The sequence below is a fragment of the Pseudomonas sp. GW823-FHT04A03 genome (assembly GCF_058796615.1).
Window position 1 is genome coordinate 480,577 of the sequence record NZ_JBXAIV010000001.1, and the last position, 23,316, is coordinate 503,892.

Annotated in this window: 22 protein-coding genes; 11 read left to right on the top strand and 11 right to left on the bottom strand. The window is 60.5% G+C overall.

Annotated features, from left to right (window positions below):
- Positions 1–29 precede the first annotated feature (29 nt).
- Positions 30–929: a LysR family transcriptional regulator gene (locus tag AC1Q9F_RS02050; protein ID WP_492619133.1), complete on the bottom strand. Its 900-nt coding sequence runs from the start codon at positions 927–929 to the stop codon at positions 30–32.
- A 99-nt stretch (positions 930–1,028) separates the two neighbouring features.
- Between AC1Q9F_RS02050 and AC1Q9F_RS02055 the strand changes: the two genes are divergently transcribed.
- From AC1Q9F_RS02055 to AC1Q9F_RS02085, 7 genes are all read left to right on the top strand, one after another.
- Positions 1,029–2,120, top strand: coding sequence for a polyamine ABC transporter substrate-binding protein (locus tag AC1Q9F_RS02055; RefSeq protein ID WP_492619132.1), 1,092 nt, complete (start codon positions 1,029–1,031; stop codon positions 2,118–2,120).
- A gap of 26 nt (positions 2,121–2,146) precedes the next feature.
- Positions 2,147–3,106, top strand: coding sequence for an agmatinase (speB, locus tag AC1Q9F_RS02060; RefSeq protein ID WP_085745795.1), 960 nt, complete (start codon positions 2,147–2,149; stop codon positions 3,104–3,106).
- 88 nt (positions 3,107–3,194) lie between these two features.
- Positions 3,195–3,911, top strand: coding sequence for a helix-turn-helix transcriptional regulator (locus tag AC1Q9F_RS02065; protein WP_492619131.1), 717 nt, complete (start codon positions 3,195–3,197; stop codon positions 3,909–3,911).
- Between the two features lie 51 nt (positions 3,912–3,962).
- The gene (locus AC1Q9F_RS02070; RefSeq protein WP_134019821.1) at positions 3,963–4,304 is read left to right on the top strand and encodes a nuclear transport factor 2 family protein; all 342 of its coding nucleotides are present in this window, start codon (positions 3,963–3,965) and stop codon (positions 4,302–4,304) included.
- 22 nt (positions 4,305–4,326) lie between these two features.
- Positions 4,327–5,445, top strand: coding sequence for a cell division protein ZapE (gene zapE / locus AC1Q9F_RS02075; protein WP_207982618.1), 1,119 nt, complete (start codon positions 4,327–4,329; stop codon positions 5,443–5,445).
- Between the two features lie 17 nt (positions 5,446–5,462).
- Complete coding sequence (locus tag AC1Q9F_RS02080) at positions 5,463–6,044, top strand: DinB family protein (protein ID WP_207982619.1); 582 nt, start codon at positions 5,463–5,465, stop codon at positions 6,042–6,044.
- Between the two features lie 98 nt (positions 6,045–6,142).
- On the top strand, positions 6,143–6,640 hold the full coding sequence (locus AC1Q9F_RS02085) for a GNAT family N-acetyltransferase (RefSeq protein ID WP_007957513.1): 498 nt from the start codon (positions 6,143–6,145) through the stop codon (positions 6,638–6,640).
- Between the two features lie 83 nt (positions 6,641–6,723).
- Here the strand turns inward: AC1Q9F_RS02085 and AC1Q9F_RS02090 are convergent, their stop codons facing one another.
- The 4 genes from AC1Q9F_RS02090 to AC1Q9F_RS02105 form a co-directional block, all read right to left on the bottom strand.
- Positions 6,724–6,930 (bottom strand): hypothetical protein, encoded by a 207-nt coding sequence (locus AC1Q9F_RS02090; RefSeq protein ID WP_085603949.1) that lies wholly within the window; start codon positions 6,928–6,930, stop codon positions 6,724–6,726.
- Positions 6,931–7,115: 185 nt separating this feature from the next.
- Positions 7,116–9,362: a TonB-dependent siderophore receptor gene (locus AC1Q9F_RS02095; RefSeq protein ID WP_492619130.1), complete on the bottom strand. Its 2,247-nt coding sequence runs from the start codon at positions 9,360–9,362 to the stop codon at positions 7,116–7,118.
- Positions 9,363–9,509: 147 nt separating this feature from the next.
- Positions 9,510–11,261: a phosphoethanolamine transferase CptA gene (locus AC1Q9F_RS02100; RefSeq protein WP_207982621.1), complete on the bottom strand. Its 1,752-nt coding sequence runs from the start codon at positions 11,259–11,261 to the stop codon at positions 9,510–9,512.
- Positions 11,262–11,473: 212 nt separating this feature from the next.
- Positions 11,474–11,656, bottom strand: coding sequence for a DUF6026 family protein (locus AC1Q9F_RS02105; RefSeq protein WP_007957508.1), 183 nt, complete (start codon positions 11,654–11,656; stop codon positions 11,474–11,476).
- A 272-nt stretch (positions 11,657–11,928) separates the two neighbouring features.
- Here AC1Q9F_RS02105 and gnd point away from each other — a divergent pair, with 272 nt between their 5' ends.
- From gnd to AC1Q9F_RS02120, 3 genes are read left to right on the top strand one after another with little or no spacing between them, the layout of a single operon-like run.
- Positions 11,929–12,909 carry a phosphogluconate dehydrogenase (NAD(+)-dependent, decarboxylating) gene (gene gnd / locus AC1Q9F_RS02110; RefSeq protein ID WP_207982622.1) on the top strand — a complete coding sequence of 327 codons (981 nt, stop codon included), beginning with the start codon at positions 11,929–11,931 and terminating at the stop codon, positions 12,907–12,909.
- Positions 12,906–14,429 carry a glucose-6-phosphate dehydrogenase gene (gene zwf, locus AC1Q9F_RS02115; RefSeq protein ID WP_207982623.1) on the top strand — a complete coding sequence of 508 codons (1,524 nt, stop codon included), beginning with the start codon at positions 12,906–12,908 and terminating at the stop codon, positions 14,427–14,429. Before gnd ends, zwf begins: the two co-directional genes overlap by 4 nt.
- Positions 14,426–15,235, top strand: a complete 810-nt coding sequence (locus AC1Q9F_RS02120) for an HAD family hydrolase (RefSeq protein ID WP_492619129.1) — start codon at positions 14,426–14,428, stop codon at positions 15,233–15,235. The genes zwf and AC1Q9F_RS02120 overlap by 4 nt, the downstream gene beginning before the upstream one ends.
- A 45-nt stretch (positions 15,236–15,280) precedes the next feature.
- On the opposite strand, the gene nhaB is transcribed toward AC1Q9F_RS02120, so the two are convergent.
- From nhaB to AC1Q9F_RS02135, 3 genes are all read right to left on the bottom strand, one after another.
- Positions 15,281–16,783 (bottom strand): sodium/proton antiporter NhaB, encoded by a 1,503-nt coding sequence (gene nhaB / locus AC1Q9F_RS02125; protein WP_492619128.1) that lies wholly within the window; start codon positions 16,781–16,783, stop codon positions 15,281–15,283.
- A 74-nt stretch (positions 16,784–16,857) separates the two neighbouring features.
- Positions 16,858–18,147 carry a hypothetical protein gene (locus tag AC1Q9F_RS02130; RefSeq protein WP_492619127.1) on the bottom strand — a complete coding sequence of 430 codons (1,290 nt, stop codon included), beginning with the start codon at positions 18,145–18,147 and terminating at the stop codon, positions 16,858–16,860.
- 286 nt (positions 18,148–18,433) lie between these two features.
- Positions 18,434–18,700, bottom strand: a complete 267-nt coding sequence (locus AC1Q9F_RS02135) for a hypothetical protein (RefSeq protein ID WP_085683766.1) — start codon at positions 18,698–18,700, stop codon at positions 18,434–18,436.
- Between the two features lie 345 nt (positions 18,701–19,045).
- Between AC1Q9F_RS02135 and AC1Q9F_RS02140 the strand changes: the two genes are divergently transcribed.
- Positions 19,046–20,371, top strand: a complete 1,326-nt coding sequence (locus AC1Q9F_RS02140) for a sigma-54 dependent transcriptional regulator (protein WP_096820316.1) — start codon at positions 19,046–19,048, stop codon at positions 20,369–20,371.
- An 82-nt stretch (positions 20,372–20,453) separates the two neighbouring features.
- Here AC1Q9F_RS02140 and fapF read toward each other — a convergent pair whose 3' ends face one another.
- From fapF to fapD, 3 genes are read right to left on the bottom strand one after another with little or no spacing between them, the layout of a single operon-like run.
- Positions 20,454–21,758, bottom strand: a complete 1,305-nt coding sequence (gene fapF, locus AC1Q9F_RS02145; protein WP_085603928.1) for a fibril amyloid transporter FapF — start codon at positions 21,756–21,758, stop codon at positions 20,454–20,456.
- Between the two features lie 45 nt (positions 21,759–21,803).
- Entirely contained in the window at positions 21,804–22,550 is a 747-nt protein-coding gene (fapE, locus tag AC1Q9F_RS02150; protein ID WP_207982627.1) for a fibril amyloid subunit FapE, read from the bottom strand.
- A gap of 43 nt (positions 22,551–22,593) precedes the next feature.
- Positions 22,594–23,274, bottom strand: coding sequence for a fibril amyloid maturation endopeptidase FapD (gene fapD, locus AC1Q9F_RS02155; RefSeq protein ID WP_007957477.1), 681 nt, complete (start codon positions 23,272–23,274; stop codon positions 22,594–22,596).
- Positions 23,275–23,316: the final 42 nt, after the last annotated feature.

Sequence of the window (23,316 nt, forward strand, 5' to 3'; positions counted from 1 at the left end):
AGGGCAACGCATTAAAACTGCCCAAAAGGTCAGGTTCGACCAAAGGCGCAGAGCAAATCGTGCTCAAAGGCTTTCTGTGCATCTCCAGGCACCTGCGCCCGATGGCGGGCCAGATGGAACGCCACGTCAAAGCTCAATTCGCCTTCGCGCACCGGTCGCAACAGGCCCTTGTCCTGCCATTGGCGCGCGTAATGGTTGGGCAGATAACCGACGTGTTTGCCGGACAGAATGAAGGCGAGGGTGCCTTCCACCTGTTCCGAGCGCGCCGAGCAGACCTTGCCCTGAAACGGCTCGTCACTGCGCAGGAATCGATAAGGGTGATCGACCCGGTCGCAAGCCTGCAACGCGGCGTCATCGGGAGCATCGTTGGTGAACAGAGGATGGCCGGGCGCGCAGTACAGATGCTGGGTCTCGCTGAACAGTTCGCGGTAGTCGAACGCGCTCTGCACCTGGGAGAAATAACCGATGGCCAGGTCCAGCCGCTGTTGCAGCAACAGACGCTCCATTTCGCCGGGCATGGCGCTGATCAGCTCGATGCGCACCGATTCGTCCCGTTCGCGAAAACGCCGGATCGCCTCGGCCACCCGTTGCAGCACCGATTGATCGACCGCCTCCGACAGACCCAGGCGCACCTCGCCGATCAGGCGCCCGGCGACGCCGTTGGATTGATGGCGGAAGGTTTCGATCGAGTCGAACAGCGCCCGCGCGGCAATCAACAGTTGCTCGCCCTTGGGCGTCAGGCTGAAACCGCCCTTGCCACGGTTGCATACCCGATAGCCGAGACGCGTCTCAAGCTTGGCCATTTGCTGGCTGATGCTCGACTGGCTCAGCCCCAGTTCACCCTGCGCGGCGCTGAAACCGTTGGATTCGACCACGCCGAGAAACAGCCGCAGAAGCTGAAGATCGACATCGTGGAGCTGACCGAGCATTACATTGCTCCTGGATAAAGTCAGGTTAACAAACTTGATATTTCTCGAATGTATCCGACGGCGCATCCTGCCACCACTTCCTTCGGTCAGGTGTTCGTCATGGCTCCCGTCTTCAAGCTGTGTTTGCCCGCTTTGTTGCTTACCGTCTCCATCGCCGCCCAGGCCGAAGAGAAAACCCTCAATCTTTACAGCTGGGCCGATTACGTGGCGCCTGAAACCTTGCAGCGCTTCGAAAAGGAAACCGGCATCCACGTGCGCTACGACACCTTCGATACGTCAGAGGTGCTGGAAACCAAACTGCTCACCGGCGGCAGCGGTTATGACGTGGTGGTGCCTTCGTCCAGCGTGCTGGCCCGTGGCCTGGCCGCCGGCGCGTTAAAGGAAATCCCTCACGAAGGGCTCAAGGGTTACGCCAATCTCGATCCGGATCTGCTGGAAAAACTGGCGGCGGTTGATCCCGGCAACCGCTACGGCGTGCCGTACACCTGGGGCACGCTGGGGCTGGGCATGAACGTCGAAGCCGTCAAACAACGGCTGCCGGATGTGCCGCTCAACAGCCTCGATCTGCTGTTCAAGCCGGAATACGCCAGCAAGCTCAAGGATTGCGGGATCGCCATTCTTGACTCACCGCAGGAAGTGATCGGCCTCGCGCTGCACTATCTCGGTAAAGATCCCTACAGCACCGACAAGACCGATCTGGCCGCCGCCGAGGTCTTGTTGCAGAAGTTGCAACCCTCGGTGCTGTACGTCGCCACTGGCCGGCAGATCAGCGATCTGGCCAACGGCAGCGTCTGTCTGGCGTTGACTTACAACGGTGACGCGAGCATGGCCGCCGATCAGGCGCGCAAGGCCAACAAGCCGTTTGAAGTGGCCTACCGGATCCCCAAGGAAGGCACGCTGGTGTGGCAGGACAACCTCGCCATCCCGAAAGACGCGCCGCACCCGGAAGCCGCACGCGCCTTCATCGAGTTCATGTTGCGCCCCGAATCCGTGGCGGCGCTGACCAATACGCTGTTCTTCGCCACCGCCAACCAGGCCGCCACGCCGCTGGTGGATGAAGCAGTGCGCAACGATCCGGACATTTTTCCCCAGCCAGAAGTGCGCGAGCGGCTGTACGCCGACCACAGCATGAGCCTCAAGGACATGCGTCAGCGCACGCGCTTGTGGACCACTTTCCGTAGCCGTCAATAGCCCTTCATAACAACAGGAACACACCGATGGACGTGCCCATGCAAAACGATCAGGCCCTGACCCGTGACAGCCTTTTCGGCACCGCCGCCGAAAGCACCTACGCCGGGATCACCAGTTTCATGCGCCGGCGCTACAGCCGTGACCTGCGCGGCGTGGACGTGGCGGTCAGCGGTGTGCCGTTCGACACCGCGACCAGCAACCGTCCGGGCGCGCGTTTCGGGCCGCGCGGGATTCGCGCGGCGTCCACCGGGATTGCCTGGGAACGGCACTGGCCATGGGCGTTCGACCCGTTCGATCATCTGGCGGTGATCGATTACGGCGACTGCGACTTCGATTACGGCTCGCCGCACACCATCCCGGAAAGCATTGAGGCCCACGCCGAGCACATCCTCAGCTCTGGCAGCGCGATGCTCACCTTTGGCGGCGATCACTTCATCAGCTATCCGCTGCTCAAGGCCCATGCGCGCAAGCACGGCACGCTGTCGCTGATCCACTTCGACGCCCACAGCGACACCTGGCCGGACGAGGGTGGCAAGCGGGTCGATCACGGCACCATGTTCTGGCACGCCGCGCGAGAAGGGCTGGTGGATCCGGCGCGTTCGGTGCAGATCGGCTTGCGCACCACCAACGACGATCATCAGGGCTTTCAGGTGCTGGACGCCCGGCAGGTGCATCGCCGTGGCTGCGAAGCGATCGTCGAGGCCATTCGCGCCCGAGTCGGCGATAACCCGGTGTACCTGACGTTCGACATCGATTGCCTCGATCCGGCCTTTGCACCCGGCACCGGCACTCCGGTGTGCGGCGGGTTGAGCACGGTGCAGGCGCTGGAGATCCTGGGCGGCCTGCGCGGGATCAATCTGGTGGGCATGGACGTGGTGGAAGTGGCCCCGGCCTATGACCACGCGGACGTGACGTCGCTGGCGGCGGCGACCCTGGCCATGGAGATGCTTTGCCTGTACGCGGCCCGGCACAAAGTCGACGCGTGACCCCCTCCGAGCCTGGTGAACGCTCCTGACAATTTCTGACACCAGGCTCTGCTAAGCTCCGGCAAGTTTTTGCCCGGAGCCTCACACCGTGTCGCGAACCACTCGTCTGTTGACCCTGCTGCAAGTGCTGCGCGGCAAGAAACGCCCGGTCACCGCGGCGACGCTGGCCTCCGAGCTGGAAATCTCCGAACGCACCCTCTATCGCGACATCGCCGAACTGACCGCACTCGGGGCGCCGATCCATGGCGAGGCGGGCATCGGTTATGTGCTGCGCAGCGGTCTGTTTCTACCGCCGCTGATGCTCAACGCCGACGAGACCGAAGCCATCGTGCTGGGCCTGCGTTATGTCGATCAGCGTGGTGACGAAGTCCTGAGCAAGGCTGCGGCGGATGCGCTGGCGAAAATCGCTGCGGTGCTGGACCCGCAGGCCCAGGAAGCGCTGCGCAATCCGACCGTCATGCCCGGGCCGTCGGGTTACGGCTTTCCGCAAAACGCGGTGCCCTTGAACGTTTTCCGTCACGCGATCCGCGATCAGTCCAAGCTGCACATCGATTACGCCGATGCGCAGCAGGTGCAGAGCCAGCGTTTGATCTGGCCGCTGGCGCTGGGCTTTCTCAACGAGGTGCGGATCATCGTCGCGTGGTGTGAATTGCGCGGCGCCTATCGCACCTTTCGCACCGACCGGATTGCCGCCGCCAGCGTGCAGGGTGAGCGCTATCCGGGGCGTCGCAGCGACCTGTTGCGCACCTGGCAACGGCAGATGCAACTGGACGAAAACGGCCGTTTCACTCCTGACAGGAACTGACGCAGGGCTGTTCTAGGATGGCGACAGAACCCGAAAAAAGGAGCTGTAACCATGTTCCATCCCACCTCGATCCTCGCCCCGGCCATCGTTGAGTACATCAACGCCGCCAATGCTCGCGATACGTCCCGGGTCGGCAGTTTTTTTGCCGAGGATGCCCACGTGTTCGATGAAGGCCATCATCAGGTCGGCCCGCAGGCCATCGCCAACTGGATGCAAGACACCGCCAAGCGCTATCAGCCTCGGGTCGAAGTGCTCGGAGTCCAGCAGCGCACCGGTAAAGTGCTGGTGCAGGGACTGATCTCCGGAACGTTTCCCGGCAGCCCGCTGGAGTTGCGCTACACGTTCCGGCTCAACGAACAGGGCAAAATCGCTCGGCTGGATATTTCCCTGTAGCCATCGTGGCATACTGCCGCGCATGACTTTCGACTCCCCCCTGAGCGCCTGGCAATACGCCGTCGACCACAAGGGCTTCATCCAGGATGAAGCCCAGGAACACGCGGTCTGGGCCTTGCAAAAATGCCATGAAGCCCTGCACGCCGGTGCCCGTTCGGTCACCGGCGTTTACCTGTGGGGCCCGGTCGGGCGCGGCAAGACCTGGCTGATGGATCAATTCCACCAAAGCCTGCGGGTGCCGGCGCGGCGGCAGCACTTTCATCACTTCATGGGCTGGGTGCACCAGCGTTCCTTTCAGTTGACCGGGATCGCCGATCCATTGCGGGCGTTGGCTCGTGAATTGGCGGCCGAGGTGCGGGTGCTGTGTTTCGATGAGCTGTTCGTCAATGACATCGGTGACGCGATCATTCTCGGGCGCCTGTTTCAGGTGATGTTCGACGAAGGCGTGGTGGTGGTCTGTACCTCCAACCTGCCGCCGGATCAGCTGTATGCCGACGGCTTCAACCGCGACCGCTTTTTGCCGGCGATCACCGCGATCAAGCAGCACATGCAAGTGGTCGCGGTGAACGGCGCTGAAGATCACCGCCTGCATCCCGGCGCCATCGAGCAGCGTTACTGGGTCGCTCTGCCGGAGCAGCAGAGCGCGCTAAGTCAGGTGTTCGACGCATTGGCCGCCGGGCAGACCGTCAGTGCCGAGCCGGTGCCGGTCGGTTACCGCGCCCTGAACGTGGTGCAGGCCAGCGATTCGGTGCTGTGGTGCCGTTATGCCGACCTGTGCGAGCAACCGTTCGCGGCCATGGATTTCATCGCGCTGTGCGACACCTACCGGGCTATCCTGTTGAGCGAGGTGCCGAACCTCAGTGCTAAAAAGCGCGAAGGGCGGATCGCCCGTGGTACCGAGGATGGCGCGGAGCGGGTGGTAGCCGGCGATCGTGAATTGCCGCAGTTGTCGGTGCACGACGACGGCGTGCGCCGCTTCATCGCGCTGGTCGACGAGTGCTACGACCGCAAGGTGCCGCTGTACATCGAGGCCGAAGTACCGATGGACGCGCTGTACACCGAGGGCTACCTGGAGTTCCCGTTCCGCCGGACCCTCAGCCGCTTGCAGGAGATGCAGTTGCAACGCTTCGCCGAGACTTGAAACACGGAGGGCGCGACATGACTCAGCCACTGTCCCACCATTTGCTGACCATGGCCTACCAGAACGCCTGGGCCAACCACCGACTGGCCAAGGCCTGGAGCCAGCTCGACGACGCGCAGCTGGCAGCGCCACGGGTGAGTTTCTTCCCGAGCATCCGCCTGACCCTCAACCACATCCTCACCTGCGACTGGTTCTACGTCGACGCGCTGGAACGCGAGTTGCGCGGTGACGAGCCGCATCCCGATTGCTACGTGTTCTTCAACGCTGACGAGCCCTTTACCGAGGCGCAGGCCTTGCGCCGTGAACAGGCGCATGTCGACCGCCGCTTGATCGCCTACTGCGAGCAACTGCGCGATGCCGATCTGGGGCGCATCGTGACCATCGCCCGCGACACGCCGCAGCACGACAGTCGTCTGCGGATGATTTCGCATCTGTTCGAACACCAGATTCACCACCGTGGCCAGGTCCACGCGATGCTCAGCGGCACCTCGGTGAAACCGCCACAACTGGACGAGTTTTTCTGTGCCGGCGAGTCCGGTTTGCGAGCCGAGGATTTCACCGAACTGGGCTGGACCGAAGAACTTATCTGGGGGCACTGAAAACGCCGGGTTGTCGCCGGGACCTGCCTCGCGCTAAGGTCGACGAGCCTATCAGTGCGTATCAAGCGCGCCGGGGCTCCGTGCGATCGAGGAAGGAAATGGATTCCGCAGAAATTCTTGTGCTTCAAGCCAGTTACACCAACCCGGTGCATGCCGAGGCCATCGGTGTGGTGCTTAATCATTACGCCGAAGACCCGATGGGCGGCGGCCATCCGATTGCCCCCGAACTGTTGCAGCAACTGCCCGCCGAACTGGCCAAGCGGCCCCACGCGTTCAGCGTCCTGGCGTTTGTCGGTGGCGAGCCGGCAGGGCTGGTGAACTGTTTTGAAGGGTTTTCCACGTTTGCCTGCAAACCGCTGGTCAATGTGCATGACGTGTCGGTGGTGACGAAGTTTCGAGGTTTGGGGCTGAGTCAGAAAATGCTGCGCAAGGTCGAGGACATCGCTCGTCAGCGCGGGTGCTGCAAGATCACCCTGGAAGTACTTGAAGGCAACGCCGTGGCGCAAAATTCCTACGCCAAATTCGGCTTCGCGCCGGGCATGTTCGACCCCAGTCACGGGCGCATGCTGTTCTGGATCAAGGATCTGCAGGCATAAAAAAAGGCGCCCGGAAAGGGCGCCCAACTGTCATCTGCGGGGCCAGAGCGGAGCCATCGCAGGTCCATCGGTAAAACGTTCGCTCAAGGGCGATAGGACTCGGTGACCTGGGCAGTCTGGTCGTCCGGAACCTTGAGTTCATTGGTCTTCGCCTCAGCCTGCTGACTTTGTGCGGAATGAACCGGGAAATTGGCCCAGTAATGTCTCATGCGCTCGGCACCGCCTTCGGCGAATGCGCTGGCGGATGCCAGGGTGAGTAGACCGGCAAGGATTGCAGTCGTGGTTTTCATGGTGCCTCCTACGAAAAATGTCGGAGCCGTTCGTCCATGAATCTGGTCCTCGGGGCGCAGTGTCCGTCGAGGGCATTAACGAGAGGTTAACGCTCGTTCAGTGTAGGTTTTACCGGGTGTTTCCACGGCGTATCGGACGAACGCTGCACGCGTCAATGACGCGTGCAGGTCGCAAGGGAAGGGTGTCAGAGTTTCCAGTCGAGGCTCAGCGTCACGGTACGAGGATCGCCCCAGAACACGCCGTTGTAGAAGCCGACGTTGTCGTAATACTTCTTGTCGAACAGGTTGTCGACGTTGAGGGATGCCGACAGGTGTTTGTCGAACTCGTAGCGCGACATTAGCTTGACCACGGTGTACGCCTCCTGACGAATGCGCGCAGGTTCTGTGATGATCCGGCCGTTGGCGCCACGCCCGATCGGCCGTTTGGAATTGCCGTACACATCGCTCTGCCAGTTCACGGCACCGCCGACGGTTAGCGCATGCCAGTTGCCCGGCAGGCGATAGGCCGTGGACAGGCGGAACAGGTTCAGCGGCTGATTGGTGTTGCTGCGCTGCTTCTCACCGTTGAGCGAGTGGGTGTAGGTGTAGCCGGCGGTCATGTTCCAGCCGTCGAGGATTTCGCCCGAGACTTCGGCTTCGAAGCCGTTGACCTTATTGCCCTTGCCGCCGGATTTGTAGAACTGCTCGCCGGTGTTCGGATCGGGCAACACAGACTCATCGAGCTCGGCGACGTTGTCCTGCTTGCTCCAGAACACGGCGGTGGACACGTTCAGGCGCTCCTCAAGCAAGCTGCCTTTGAGCCCCACTTCGTAGTTGCTGCCAACCACCGGATCGATGTATTTGCGGCTGGCATCCCGCACGCCCTGTGGTTTGAAAATGTCGGTGTAGCTGACGTACGCGGTGTATTCCGGCGTCAGGTCGTAGAGCAGGCCGGCGTACGGCGTCCACATGTCGTTGTGTTTCTGGCTGCTGGCATCGACGCCAGTCAGTTGCAGGTTCTGATCGTAGGCGTAGGTCTTGCTCGAGGCTTCCCAGCTACCGTAGCGACTGCCCAGCACGGCGTGCAATTCATCGGTCAGGCTCAGGCGCGTGGCAAGGTAGCCTGCCTTTTGCCGAGTGCTGTCCTTGAAGCTCGGCAGGTTGGTGGTGGTGTCGGGGTACTTGTTGATGCCGCCCATGTATTTCCAGTCGCGCACGCTTTCGTAATCGGAAGCGCGCGGGCCATCAACGTTGTACGGATCGTTCGAGCGACGCTCGGCTTCACCGTAGCCGAACATCAATTCGTGTTCACGGCCAAACAGCGAATAAGGGCCGGCCAGATTGAGGTCGTAAGCGCGCATGCTCTGGTCGCCGATCATGTGGCCGATGGTCGCGGTCATGCCGCTGCGGTCGGGCTCCGGGTAACCGGAGCCGGCGTAGTAGACCTTGCCGTCACCGTCGCTCTTGCGGTGGGTGTAGGCCGCCTTCAAATGCCAGCCAGCCGCCAGTTGCTGATCGAGGGTGGCGAACGCGGTCTTGTCGCGCAACGGCCAGGAGCTCCACGAAGTCGCCATGTTGGTCGAGCGACCGAGGCCGGCCTTGCTGCCGTCGGCATTCCAGTACGGCGTGGTGCCCCATGAGGTGCCCTGCACCTGCTTGTCCTGATAGTCGTAACCGACGGCCAGCACGGTGGAGTCGGTCAGATCCGCTTCGAGGATGCCGTAGCCGACTTCCCGTTGCAGGGCATACTTGTCGCGAAACGAACCGCTGTCGCGATAGGCCAGCACACTGCGCCCGCGCAGGCGTCCGTCGAACGCCAGCGGACCGCCGACATCGACGTAGCTGTAGTAATCGTCATAGCTGCCGCCACTGACGCCGGCCTGAGCCTGCCATTGTGCGGTGGGACGTTTGCGCACCATGTTGATGGTGGCAGAGGGGTCGCCTGCGCCGGTCGTCAGGCCGGTGGCGCCGCGAACCACTTCGATACGATCGTAGATGATGGTGTCGGCATCGCTCTTCATGTAGCTGAAGGTGTTCAGCATCCCGTCGATCTGGAAATTGTTGATCGAGTAACCGCGGGACGAATAGCTGACCCGATCCGAATCGTTGTGCTGCACCACGATGCCGGTGGTCTGGCTCATGGCTTCGGACAATGTACCGAGCTTGAAATCATCCATCTGCTGGCGGGTGACCACGGACACCGATTGCGGGGTTTCCTTGATCGACAGGTTCAGCTTTGTCGCGGTGCTCATCGCGCCGGTGGTGTAGGAATCGGTGTTTTCGGTGTTGCTGCCCAGGCCTTGGGCAGTGACGCTGGTCGAGGCCAGTTCGAGTGCCGTAGAGGCGGGCTCCGGCGGCTTTTCGGCGGCGGTTTCAGCCAGCAGATCCGGGCTCAGTGCAACACTGCACAGACCGAGGGTGAGGGTCATGGAACGGGTGATGGGCGCGAACATCGCAGCCGACTCCTTGTCTTCGAGGGAAAAAATTCCGTTTGCTCAAAGACGAAGACGAGCGGTGCGATTTAGTATCAAACGAGAAATATTGTTATTTGAGGATGTTTCAATTACATGAAAAAAGGGCCGTTTCCGGCCCTTTTTTTGTTACTGCTGCAGAACCACTTCTGTGGTCGTGGTCGCGGGTTTCTTCGGTTTCATCAGGCTGAAATCGATCAGGGCCCGCTGTTCGCGTTCGTAAGGGTTGCCGATCAACAGCGGACGCGGCTTGAAGCTGTCGCTGACCAGGCTTTTGGTGCGGTCGAGTTCATCGAAACTCAAACCGGCCAGATCCGCCCAGGTGTGGATCAGGTGCGAGCTGCTGTACGGCCGGCTCAGATCCCCGGCGAAACTCCAGTCGTGGTTTTCACGCCATTTTGGCGAGGCCCAGGCCATGAACGGAATGGTGTACATCGGCGCCGTCGGCTTGTTTTCGTTGCGGCCCAGGGTGCTGTGGCCCACGGAGTCGAATACGTCTTCACCGTGGTCGGAGAGGTACAGCAAAAAGCCGTTCGGATCGGATTTGGCGTAGTCCTTGATCAGGCTCGAGACCACGAAATCGTTGTACAGCACCGCGTTGTCGTAGCTGTTGTAGGTCGGCACCTGATCGTCACGCACGCCGGCCGGAACGCCGTTGCGGTCCTGGAACTTGTCGAAGCTCGGCGGATACCGGTACTGGTAGCTCATGTGCGTCCCGAGCAGATGCACGACGATCAGTTTGCGCGGTGCCGCGTCGGCCAGGGCCTTGTTGAACGGCTCGATCACGTCGCCGTCGTACTGGGCGGCGTTCTGGTTGCGGTTGTTGTTCAGGTACACCTGCTCGTCGGCCTGTTCGGAGAAGGTCGTGAGCATGGTGTTGCGCTTGGTCATGGTCTGCTGGTTGGTGATCCAGAAGGTCTTGTAGCCGGCCTGTTTCATCATGCTGACCAGCGACGGCGTGGACAGGTACAGGTCCGGGTTTTCTTCGTCGGCGAAGGTCAGCACCTGTTGCAGCGCTTCGATGGTGTACGGGCGCGGGGTGATGACGTTGTCGAAGACCGACAGCTGATCCTTGAGCTTGTCCAGTTCCGGCGTGGTTTTGCGCGGGTAGCCGTAGAGGCTCATGCGCTGGCGGTTGGTGGATTCGCCGATCACCAGCACCAGGGTCGCCGGCTGGTTGGCGCCCGAGTCCTTGAGGTTTTTCAGCGGCGGAATCTTGCTCGCGCTGTGCAGCATGCCCTGCATGTCGGCCAGGGTGTCCTGATAGCGGTGATAAGCCACGGCCATCTGCCACGGCACGGCCGGCTCGATGCGGGTCTCGAATTTCTCGAAACCGCCAGCAAAGCTGCCCGTGCGCATTGTCTGCTTGACCAGCGGATAACCGATCACGGCAACCAGAATCGCCATGGCGGCGACGAGTGCCCGGCCACGGGGCAGGTACACCGGACGCAGGCGGGTCCACAGGAAGTACGCGAACGCAGTGTGTGCGAGGAACGCCGGAACCATCCACCAGGCGAAGTACTGGGTCATGTACTCGCCGGCTTCGGACACGTTCGACTCGAACATGATGAAGATGACGCTCTGGGAAAACTCTTGCTGATAGATGAAGAAGTAACCCAGGCTGGCCATCGAGCAGGCCCACAGCACCACGCCGATCAGCGCGGCGAGCAGACGGGTGCGTTTGGGGAACAGCAGCATCGGCGCGAGCCACACGGCGCTCATCACGAAGGCCTGGCGAAACCCGGTGAACCCTGAGGTGCCCGTCAACTGGATCAGCAGTTGGGTGATACCGGAGAAGTACCAGAAGAACACGAACAGCCAGATAAAACCGGCCCAGTCAAAACCAGTCGCAGGCGTATTGCTGCGTTTGAACACCGCCATTCAGCACTCCAGCTCAGTCGTCACATCCAGTGCCGGGCGCCTCATGCAACCGGCGCATGAACCCGACGAACGGAGGCCATGCGCACACACGCACGGCCAGAATGCGCCGGAGTATCAACAAGCGAATGTGAAAACTTTGTTAGTTGCCGTAAAAGGCCAGAGGTGCAGCATGTCGGGAACGGCAATGGCCGCTCCCGAAGCGGGCGGGGAGATCAGGCGTGGGGCGAGCGCTGTACGCGCGGCAAGGGCTGTGGCTCGGCGCCCTGGGTCAGCAGGCGCAATTGCGCGAGTTCCTGCTTGAGCTGATCGCGTTCATCTTTCAACTGTCGCAATTCATCGCGACGGATGGTGACGTACAGGGTTTGTGGCGGCATTGCTGTGTGTACTGTGCCCATTGCTCACCTCGCAAATGGCGTGTCTCAACTGCAGATCAGCCCCGGTTTCGGGCCTTGACCTGCTATCGGCGCCGATTTTGATTTCTTTTGCTCGTGATTGGAACTTTTTTATTTTTCATGGTCGTTGTGTCTTCGGCACGTTTCCAGACGTTATCAGTCTGGATCGGGCACAATGCACGGAAACTTCAACCCGACGCTCTGGACTAACCTCCATTAGTCGCGTTGGGCTATACCTTTGACACACTTTTATTTGTAGTAAGGAGCATCAGCACATGCAACTCGGGATTATTGGACTGGGCCGCATGGGCGGCAATATTGCGCGACGTCTGATGCTCAACGGTCACACCACCGTTGTTTACGACCGCAATACCGCCTTTGTCGACACCCTGGCCGCCGAGGGCTCTACCGGCGTCGCCGACCTGCCTGCACTGGTCGCAGGCCTGGCCAAGCCGCGTGCGGTGTGGGTCATGCTGCCGGCCGGCGCACCGACTGAAGACACCATCGAAACCCTGAGCAACCTGCTCGAGGCGGGCGACACCATCATCGATGGCGGCAACACCAACTACAAGGACGACATCCGCCGGGCCAAAAACCTGGCCGAGAAAGGCCTGCACTACATCGACGTCGGCACCTCCGGCGGCGTCTGGGGCCTGGAACGCGGCTACTGCATGATGATCGGCGGCGATGCCGAGACCGTTAAGCGTCTCGACCCACTGTTCGCCGCGCTGGCGCCAGGCATGGGCGACATCCCGCGCACCAAGGACCGCAAGTCCGATGACCACCGTGCCGAGCACGGCTACATCCACGCAGGTCCCGCCGGTGCCGGTCACTTTGTGAAGATGATCCACAACGGGATCGAGTACGGGATGATGGCGGCCTTCGCCGAAGGCTTCGACATCCTCAAGACCAAGTCCAGCGAGCTTCTGCCGCAAGACCAGCGTTTTGACCTGAACGTGGCCGACATCGCCGAAGTCTGGCGTCGTGGCAGCGTGGTGTCGTCGTGGCTGCTCGACCTGACCGCCGATGCCCTGGCGGTCGACCCGAAACTCGACGGTTTCTCCGGCTCCGTGGCCGACAGCGGCGAAGGTCAATGGACCATCGAAGCGGCAATGGAACAAAAGGTGCCGGTACCGGTGCTGTCCAACTCGCTGTTCTCGCGCTACCGCTCGCGCGGTCAGGGCACTTTCGGCGACAAGATTCTTTCGGCCCAGCGCTTCGGCTTCGGCGGCCATGTGGAGACTCCGAAGAAATGACCCATACGATCCGCAGGAAATCCAAGGCAGAACCCGCACCACCGACCACGCTGTTTTTGTTCGGCGCCCACGGTGATCTGGTCAAGCGCCTGCTTATGCCGGCGCTGTACAACCTGAGTCGCGACGGCCTGCTGGATGATGGCCTGCGGATCGTCGGCGTTGACCACAACGCCATCACCGATGAAGCCTTCGCGCAAAAGCTCGAAGACTTCATCCGCACCGAAGTGGCAGCGAAAGTCGGCAAGGGCGATCAGATGCTTGATCCGGCCTTGTGGGCCAAGCTCGCCAAAGGCATCAGCTACGTCCAGGGCGACTTCCTGGACGACAGCACCTATTCAGCCCTGGCGGCGAAAATCGCCGACAGCGGCACTGGCAATGCGGTTTTCTATCTGGCCACCGCGCCACGTTTCTTCAGCGAAGTGGTGCGCCGTCTCGGCAGCGCCGGGTTGCTCGAAGAAACCCCGGAAGCGTTCCGAAGGGTGGTAATCGAAAAACCGTTCGGCTCCGACCTTCAGACCGCCGAGGCGTTGAACGCCTGCCTGCTCAAGGTCATGTCGGAAAAGCAGATCTACCGGATCGATCATTATCTGGGCAAGGAAACCGTGCAGAACATTCTGGTCAGCCGGTTCTCCAACAGCCTGTTCGAAGCGTTCTGGAACAATCACTACATCGACCACGTGCAGATCACCGCCGCCGAAACCGTCGGCGTCGAAACCCGTGGCAGTTTTTACGAACACACCGGCGCCCTGCGGGACATGGTGCCCAATCACCTGTTTCAGTTGCTGGCCATGGTCGCGATGGAGCCGCCGGCTGCGTTCGGCGCCGATGCGGTGCGGGGCGAGAAGGCCAAGGTAGTCGGTGCGATCCGGCCGTGGACTACCGAAGAAGCACGGGAAAACTCGGTGCGCGGCCAATACGGCGCCGGTGAAGTCGCCGGCAAACCGGTGGCCGGTTATCGCGACGAGAACAACGTCGCCCCCGAAAGCACCACGGAAACCTACGTGGCGCTCAAAGTGATGATCGACAACTGGCGCTGGGTCGGCGTGCCGTTCTACCTGCGCACCGGCAAACGCATGAGCGTGCGCGACACCGAGATCGTCATCTGCTTCAAACCGGCGCCGTATGCGCAGTTCCGCGATACCGAGGTCGACGAATTGCAGCCGACCTACCTGCGTATCCAGATCCAGCCCAACGAAGGCATGTGGTTCGACCTGCTGGCCAAACGGCCGGGGCCGGCGCTGAACATGGCCAACATCGAGCTGGGCTTCGCCTACAAGGATTTCTTCGAGATGCAGCCGTCCACCGGCTACGAAACCCTGATCTACGACTGCCTGACCGGTGACCAGACGCTGTTCCAGCGCGCTGACAACATCGAGAACGGCTGGCGCGCGGTGCAGCCGTTCCTCGACGCCTGGCAACAGGACGCGAGTGTGCAGAGCTATGCCGCCGGCGAAGACGGGCCGAAAGCTGCCGATGACCTGCTGACTCGCGATGGTCGCGTCTGGCATGGTCTCGGATGAACGAGCCGATCCGTTTTCTGTTGAGTGACATGGACGGCACGCTGTTGCTGCCCGATCACAGCCTGAGCCAGCGCACGATTGATGCGGTTCGTTCACTGCGCGAGGCGGGCGTGTTGTTCAGCCTGGCCACCGGGCGTCCGCCCAAGGCCATGCTGCAACAGATCGAAGCCCTTGGCGTCGATCTGCCGACGGCGGCGTTCAATGGCGGCACGATCGTCAATCCGGATGGCAGCATTCTGGTTGCTCATTACCTGCCCGCGACCGCAGCGCTGACCGCACTGGCGCTGTTCACCGATCAGCCGGATGTAGAGATCTGGGTGTTCAGCGGCGGCGACTGGCTGCTCAAGGATCCGCACGGGCCGATGGTGCCGCGCGAGCAGCACGGGCTCGGTTATCCGCCGGTGGTGGTGGATAGCTTCGAGCCGTATCTCGAGCGTATCGACAAGATCGTCGCGACCAGCAACAACACGGATCTGCTGATCGAACTGGAGGCGCAGTTGCTGCCGAAGGTCGAGGGCATGGCGCAGGTGTCGCGCTCGCAACCGGTGTATCTGGATGTGACGGCGGTCGAGGCCAACAAAGGCTCAGCGCTGGTCACGCTAGCTGAACACCTGGGCGTGCCGCTGGCGCAGACCGCTGCGATTGGCGATGGCGGCAATGATCCGGCGATGTTCCATGTTGCCGGTTTGTCGATTGCCATGGGGCAGGCCGAGGATGCGGTGAAGCGTCAAGCCGACGTGGTGACCGGGCCGAACACCGAGGATGGCGTGTCGCAGGCGATCGAAAAGTACATCCTGCCGCGTTGATCGAGGCATAAAAAAACGGGAGCCCCAGGGCTCCCGTTGTTGTTTCTACAACCAGTAACTCACGGCATACCAGCCGAGCAATCCCATCACCACGGTGTAAGGCAACGCCATCCACACCATCCGCCCGTAGGACAGGCGCACCAGCGGTGCAATCGCCGACGTCAGCAGAAACAGAAACGCCGCCTGACCATTGGGCGTCGCCACGCTCGGCAGGTTGGTGCCGGTATTGATCGCAATTGCCAGTGTCTCGAAATGCTCACGGCTCATGTGGCCGGACAGGAATGCCTGCTTCACTTCAGTGATGTAGATCGTTGCAACGAACACGTTGTCACTGATCGCCGACAGCAAGCCGTTGGCGATGAACAGCATCCCCGGCTGTTGATCGGCCGGCAATGCCAGCACCCATTGAATCAGCGGCGCGAACAGTTGCTGGTCGTGGATCACCGCAACCACAGCAAAGAACACCACCAGCAGCGCGGTGAACGGCATGGCGTCCTTGAAGGCGCTGCCCAGTCGGTGCTCGTCGGTGATGCCAGTGAAAGCCGTGATCAGCACGATCACCATCAGGCCGATCAAGCCGACTTCCGCAATATGGAACGCCAGCCCGGCAATCAGGATCAGCGCAGCGCAGCCTTGCACCAACAGGGCGGCACGTTGGCGCGGGGTGCGCTCGGCGTTGTCTTCAGCGGCGTAGTTGGCCAGCACGGCGCGTACGTTGTCCGGCAGCAGCGTGCCGTAACCGAACCAGCGCAGTTTCTCCAGCAAGATGCAGGTCACCAGGCCCGCGACCATAACCGGCAGGGAAACCGGTGCGACTTTTTGGAAAAATTCGGCAAAGTGCCAACCCATCTCGTGGCCGATCAGCAGGTTTTGCGGCTCGCCAACCAGGGTGCAGACGCCGCCCAATGCGGTGCCGACGGCGCCGTGCATCAACAGGCTGCGCAGGAAGGCGCGAAACTGCTCCAGGTCCTCGTGATGCAGTTGAGGCAAATGCTGGTCATCGCTGAATTCGCTGTCCTGTCGAGGATCGTTGCCGGAGGCCACCCGGTGGTAGACCGAATAGAAGCCCACGGCGGCACTGATGATCACTGCGGTCACGGTCAACGCATCGAGAAACGCCGAAAGAAACGCCGACAAAAAGCAGAACATCAGGGCCAGCAGCGCCTTCGAACGTACGCCCAGCAAAAGGCGCGAGAACAGGAACAGCAGCAGGTCTTTCATGAAGTAGATGCCGGCGACCATGAACATCAGCAGCAGAATCACCGGGAAATTGTGCTGCAGCTCTTCATACAGCGCCTGGGGCGTGGTCATTTTCAGCAGCAGCGCTTCGATCAGCAGCAAGCCGCCAGGCATCAGCGGGTAGCACTTGAGCGCCATGGCCAGGGTGAAAATGAACTCGATCACCAACAACCAGCCGGCCGCGACCGGGCCTACGGTCCACAGCACCAGCGCGTTGAGAATCAGAAACCCGACGACGCACGCCTTGTACCAGCGGGGCGAATGCCCGAGAAAATTGTGCGCGAACGCCTGGGCCATCGAACCGGACATCGGTTGCTCCTTGTTTTAAGAAGCGCGCAAGTTGCCGTAAGCGATGGGCAAGATCAAGTGTGGGAAGGATCGCATCAGTGATTCAGATAACGCGCGACCACTGCACGGTAGTTGCCATCCAGCGAATAACCGCCCACCAGAATTTCGCCACCCGGCTGGATCGCCACTGATGTAGCGGTATCGAGGCTGCGCCCCAGTCGCGTGCGCAACCAGCCGTTACCCGACCCGAAGCTTCGGTCAAGGCTGCCGTTGACCAGATAACGGGCGACAATGAAATCGGCTTCAACTCCGCCGATCGTCGCGCCGACCGCAATGATGCGACCGTCCGGCATCACTTGCGCTGCACTCCACTGACAGCCGCTGGGGCCGATTTCCAGCAGGTGCGGCTGACCGCCGTTGCAGTGCAGGTCGGGGCGACCGTTGCCATGGACCGACTGGGCCATGCATCGAATCGGATCGCGACTGCTGCCAAAACAATGCAAATGTTCTGCGGATTCGATGACTTGATTGACCAGCGCACTGCGTCCCTGGACTTTGAAGGCCATGAAACCGTCTACCGCGAAACGTTCGTCGAGTCGCCCGTCCGGCAGGTAGCGGGCGAGCAGGCCTTCCTGTGGGAAATCGATGGAGCCGGCCACCACGATTCTTCCGTCTTCTTGCAACAGCAGGCCGCCGAGCCAGGTATTGAGCAGCAAGTGGCGAACCATGACGAAACCGCGACCGTTGAAGGAGGGATCCAGGCAGCCGTCGGGTTTGAGGCGGATCAGCATGCCGACGTGATCGGCGAGGGCGCGGTGGTGATTGGCAATCAGCAGGATATGCCCGTCCGGCTGTACTGCGAAATCACAGGCTTCGGCGCCCGGAACACCCGGCGGCAACCAGGCGTCACGGGTGCCCATGGAAAGGTCGCCGGGCAGATGGACGATTTTCTGACCGTTGTCACCGAAATCCGGGTCAGGTCGACCCTGTGCATCGAACATCGCCAGCGCGGGCAGAGTGCAATGTTCTGATTCATAGTGCAGACCCGCCAGCAGAATCCGCCCGTCGGGCAAGACTTGAACCTTGCTGCCCGTGGCTTCAAAACCGGCGGCGAACCGGCCGATGACGCTTCCTTGAAAACCGAACCCCAGATCTGCCGAGCCGTCTTCGAGCAGACGTGCCAGGCCGAAACGACTGCCTTGCGCAGTGCCCACCTTGGCAGCGACCAGAGTTCGACCTTGCGCATCGAGCGCCACGCTCTGGGTAAGGCTGGATGTACTGCCGGCGAAGTAAACCTGCGCCACACCGTTGCTGGAAAACGTCTTGTCGAGTTGTCCGGGGTTATTCGCTAGCGTCGGCAGCGCTATGGCGATCTGGGATGACATGCATGCTTCTCCTTGCGAGTCGACCGATTTCCGGGAGGCGGATCGGGTAACTGCATGAGCGAAACATTCAATCCCTGAATACGCGCAAGTACAACTGACATAACTAACAGGTGGAGGGTCGCACTGTGCCAGAACAGTGTCTTTTTGAACCAGTCGCAAGCCTGCCAAGCATTCAGGCGCGAAAGTATTGAGGAAAGTTGTACAAAAAAGACTGAAGTTGGAAAAAGATCCGAAACTAACAGAAGAGGGCGGATGACTTGAGCGTCATCCGCATTGCCCGCAGTTATCAGTGTGGCATCGACCAGGATTGCAACGCGTAGCCTTCTTCGCTCAGTTCGGCGCGAGCCTGTTGCAGCAGGTGTTCAAGTTGCGCCGGATCGGAGTAGGCGCTGCTTGGGATTTGGGTGCGACCGATGTGAGAGTTGGTACGGTCGATAACGGTCAGGCTCAGTTCGCCATTGCCGTCTTGTGGGGCCCAGGCGACGCATTGAAAAGGTTTAAATGCGCGGTTGGCAATCAAAAGAGCTTCGTTGATACGGAGCGGGGCGGTCATGGGGTCTTCTCTCTATTAGTGCCCAATCAAGTGATGTGCCGTCGGTTGGGCTTACCGTTCGGCGAGTTACTTGTACTGATGCACGCAACCCGCTGGCGGGTCACACAGAATCTGAAGAAATTTCGACTTTCTTTCATACACTCAATATTCAGACAGGTTTTGAAAGCCTGGCGAAAGAATCAAGTCGATAGCTAACTAATAAAGCAGTTTCTTATAACTGGTTCACTTGTACACCTATAAGCAATCGATACAAGACGCCGTCAAATTCTTGCTAATGTAACAGTCAGGTTTGCCAAATGACTGTTTTTACGATCATTTCCTAAAATTTGGCGCCAAGGAACAGTCATGAGCGAAGCGCCTGCATTAAGACGTTTATTGGTCGTCGACCCGTGCGACGACTGTCACCGATTGCTCCCGGGTTTACGTGCCGTGGGTTGGGACGTCGACAGTTGTAGCCTGGAAAATGCCGCCGACCGAAGTTGCGATGTCGGCCTGTTGCGTTTACAGCCTTTTCACCTGGAACGTCCCGAGGCAGTCAAAGAGCTGATCAGTCGCAGCGGCACTGAGTGGATCGCCGTGTTGAATCAGGAGGTGCTGCGCTTGCAGAACGTTGGCGATTTCGTCTGCGAGTGGTTCTTCGATTTCCATACTTTGCCGTTCGACGTGTCACGGGTGCAGGTCACCCTCGGACGCGCGTTCGGCATGGCGCGCCTGCGCGGTCAGGGCACGATTCACGTCGATCAGCCGGAACATGAGTTGCTCGGCGACAGCAAGCCGATCCGCGAGCTGCGCAAGCTGCTGAGCAAACTGGCGCCCACCGAGTCGCCGGTGTTGATCCGCGGCGAAAGCGGTACCGGCAAGGAGCTCGTCGCCCGTACCCTGCACCGGCAGTCGCAACGGCACAGCAAACCGTTTGTGGCGATCAACTGCGGGGCGATTCCCGAGCATTTGATCCAGTCCGAGCTGTTCGGTCATGAAAAAGGCGCGTTCACCGGCGCTCATCAGCGCAAGGTCGGGCGTATTGAAGCGGCCAATGGCGGCACCTTGTTTCTCGATGAAATCGGCGATCTGCCACTGGAATTGCAAGCCAATCTGCTGCGCTTTCTTCAGGAAAAACACATTGAACGGGTCGGCGGAAGTCAACCGATCCCGGTGGATGTGCGGGTGTTGGCGGCAACGCACGTCGACCTTGAGGCGGCGATCGAGAAAAAGCGCTTCCGCGAAGACTTGTACTACCGTCTGAACGTTTTGCAGGTGGTGACCGCGCCGTTACGCGAGCGCCACGGCGACCTGTCGATGCTGGCCAACCATTTTTCCCATTTCTACAGCCACGAAACCGGCCGTCGTCCGCGCAGTTTCAGTGAAGACGCGCTGATCGCCATGGGCAAGCACGACTGGCCGGGCAATGTCCGCGAGCTGGCCAACCGCGTGCGCCGGGGCCTGGTGCTGGCCGAAGGGCGGCAGATCGAGGCCCGTGACCTGGGGCTGATCAGCCAGCAGTCGATCGCGACACCCATGGGTACGCTTGAAGACTACAAGACCCGTGCCGAACGCCAAGCGTTGTGCGATGTGTTGAACCGGCACAGCGACAATCTCAGCGTTGCTGCCAAGGTGCTGGGGGTTTCCCGGCCGACTTTCTACCGTTTGCTGCACAAGCACCAGATCCGCTAGGGCGCGGCGCTTCCTGAAGACAGGAAGCTGAAAAGGCCCGCTGCGATGCAAGTCGCAGCGGGCCTTTTTATGATGTTGCGGTTTAGAAGTAGTACGGGAATTTCAGGCTGAAGGAGAAATCCGGGGCATCGTCCGTCATGCCGATGGACAGGTTGGGCACGATGGTCAGGTTGTCGGTGGCCGCAATGGTCATGCCGACGTTGAAGTAACCGGCGTTGGCGTCGCTGGACACCACCGATTCCCAATCCCCGCCATCCTGTTTCAGCTTGCTCTTGCGTTGCACCAGGTCGGATACGGAGAACGACATACTCATCTTCTCGTTCAGCGCGAAGGCAACACCTGCGCCAATCTGGAAGCTGTCGCCGATGCGTACCTTGCCCGGGTTTTTCTGGTTGACGGTCGAGCTGATGTCGTCAAACGATTCCTCGAAGTTATGGGTGTAGGACAAGCTGCCGAACAGCACGGCCGGGTCAAACGTCTTGACCAGCGAGATGCCCGGGGTGATCGACCAGACGCCGTTGCCGGTGGGCAGGGTGTCAGGCACGAACAGGTTCGAGTTGGCATCGGTCTGGCGCAGCTTGATCCCGAACGGATCCTTGCCCGTAGGCGCCTTGACCCGCAAGGAAACCACGGCATCCGGGGTGTTGACCGACTCGTCCAGGAACTTGTAGGCAATGCCGAAGTTGACGTCACCGATGGTCGGATCGCGGCTGACGTCCTGTTCGGTGGTGACGTTGGATGCGCCGCCGTTGCCGCCGCCCGATTGATAAGTCGATTCGCGATACACGACAGGCACGTTCAGGTCGAACTGCCAGCGGTTGTCAAAGTTGTAGCGTCCCGTCAGGTCGAGGGTCCAGGTATCGGCCTTGATCCGGTCGAGGTTGATGTTGCCCAGGAAGATCGAGTCCAGTGCGAGGAAGCCGTTGAGGATCAGCTGGCGGGTGTCGTAGCGTGAATAGGTCACGCCGGTTTCAAAGCTGAACTTGCCGCCGCCAAAGAAGCCGCTGGCTTCGTCGTACAGGTTGGAAACGCTCTGCGCCGGTTGCGAATCGTCGGCCAGCGACTGGCCATAGGATGCACCACTACCCCCGGCAGCGCCCCCCGACGCTGCTGCAGCCCCGGTGCCGGTGGCGACCCGGTTGCCTTTCATGTCCGAAGGCGATTTGGCCAGGCGTTTTGGGGGTGGGGAGGCGGGTTGTTCTTCGACCTGGCGGACCCGTTGTTCGAGCACCGCCAAGGCTTTTTGTTGTACTTCGTATCGTTGCTTAAGCTCCAGAAGTTCCTGTTTCAGGGCTTCTACATCTGCGTCAGGTGCTGCTTGCAGCATCGCCGCGGGTAGAAGAGTACTCAAACATACAGCGGCACGCAGTGATACTGATCGATACATGAATAAGCCGTCCCTTTAAGCCCAATGATCGAGACTCAGCGTAGTTCAATATCCGATGTTGCGTAGTGCCCTGAGTTGAGTCAGGTTGCAGTCCAGTGCGCCGGCACTCATGCCGTTATTGTTAAGGACAACGTTGAGTTGTGTCAGGTTGTTGACTACGTTCGCGTTACCCAGCAAACGGGTGTTTTGCAGCAGTCCGCCCTGGGCGACCTGTTGCAAGGCTGTACCCTGATTGCCGGAGGCCTGAATGGCCATTTGTACACCGCCGCCTGTGGCCGAAACCGCGACGCTGCCGGCGCCGTTGCTGCCGGAAATGGTCTGGCCGGACATCAAGGCCTGGCCTTGGGTGGGCACGAGGGCAGGGGCCTGACTGGCTTCTTTGACGTTGATCGCAACGTTGTTGTAGGCGGCGTTGCCGTCGCCAGCGGCGCGCACACTCTGCGTCACGCCCTGGCTGGAGTTGAGTCCCGCGCCACCCACGACCGAGCCAGTCCCCAGTTCCGGGGTGCTGCCATTGCCGTGTTCCTTGATGGTCGAGACATAGAATTCGGGTTTTACCGAAGCTGCCTGCAATTGCATCGTGGCCGAGGCCCCGATCAGATCTCCACTGGCGTTGCGCCAGGTACTGCTCATGACGACACCGAAGCTGATGATCCGGCCCGGCATGACATAGCGACCGCGTAGCTCAGCGAGCTCCTGGTCCTTGATTTCGATGGGTTTGAATCCTGCATTGGCATAGCCTGACGCGCTCGCTGCCAGGCAGGCGGCGGCCAGCCAGTATGAGGTTTTCATCTGCTGCTCCCGGGACATCCAGCCCCACTCTTGTAATCGGCGATTAAAAGAAGTCGCTCTGTATGAACCCGAAGTCCATCAATTCAGCATCTTTGACCGGGTTGAAGGCATCCAGCTTGTTTTTGGCCGTCACCGGTACCGGAGGGCTGCGCAAGGCATTGGCCTTGTCGTATCCGGGGCCGACGATGGCAAAGACAATGCCGTTCCAACCTTTGACAAAGTCATCATGGGAGTAGCGTTTGTGTCCTAAAACCGGGTCTCCGATGTAAACCCAATCCTTGTCCGCCCGCTGCATCACCACGAAATGCTTGTAGCCGCGAATTTCCATCAGTACCACCACCGGGATCGTGACTGCGTCGAGTTTTTCCGGCGGAATCTTGTAGCCTCTGGCGCGCATGCCGATGCTTTCTATGTAGCGCTTCATGTCCAGCATGGAGAAACCTTGAGTACGAACAAGGTCCTGGTCAGCGTTGACCAGCATGCCTTTGATGATGTGCTCCTCATCGACGTCGAGCCAATAAGCCTGGCGCAATACCGTCGCCAGCGCGGCGGCGCCGCAGCTGAAGTCGGTTTTCTGTTCGACGATGTCGGCAAACTTGCGCTCACGAATGCTTTGCACGTTCTTGTAGACAAGCGTGCCGCCAGGCAAGGCGGCAACGGGCATCTGGGCAGCCTGGGTCAGGCCACAGAAGCAAAGCAGAGCGAGGAGGGCAGTCTTACGCATGATCGATACGCCTTTGCGGACTGAGGAAAAGCCCCGTTTCCG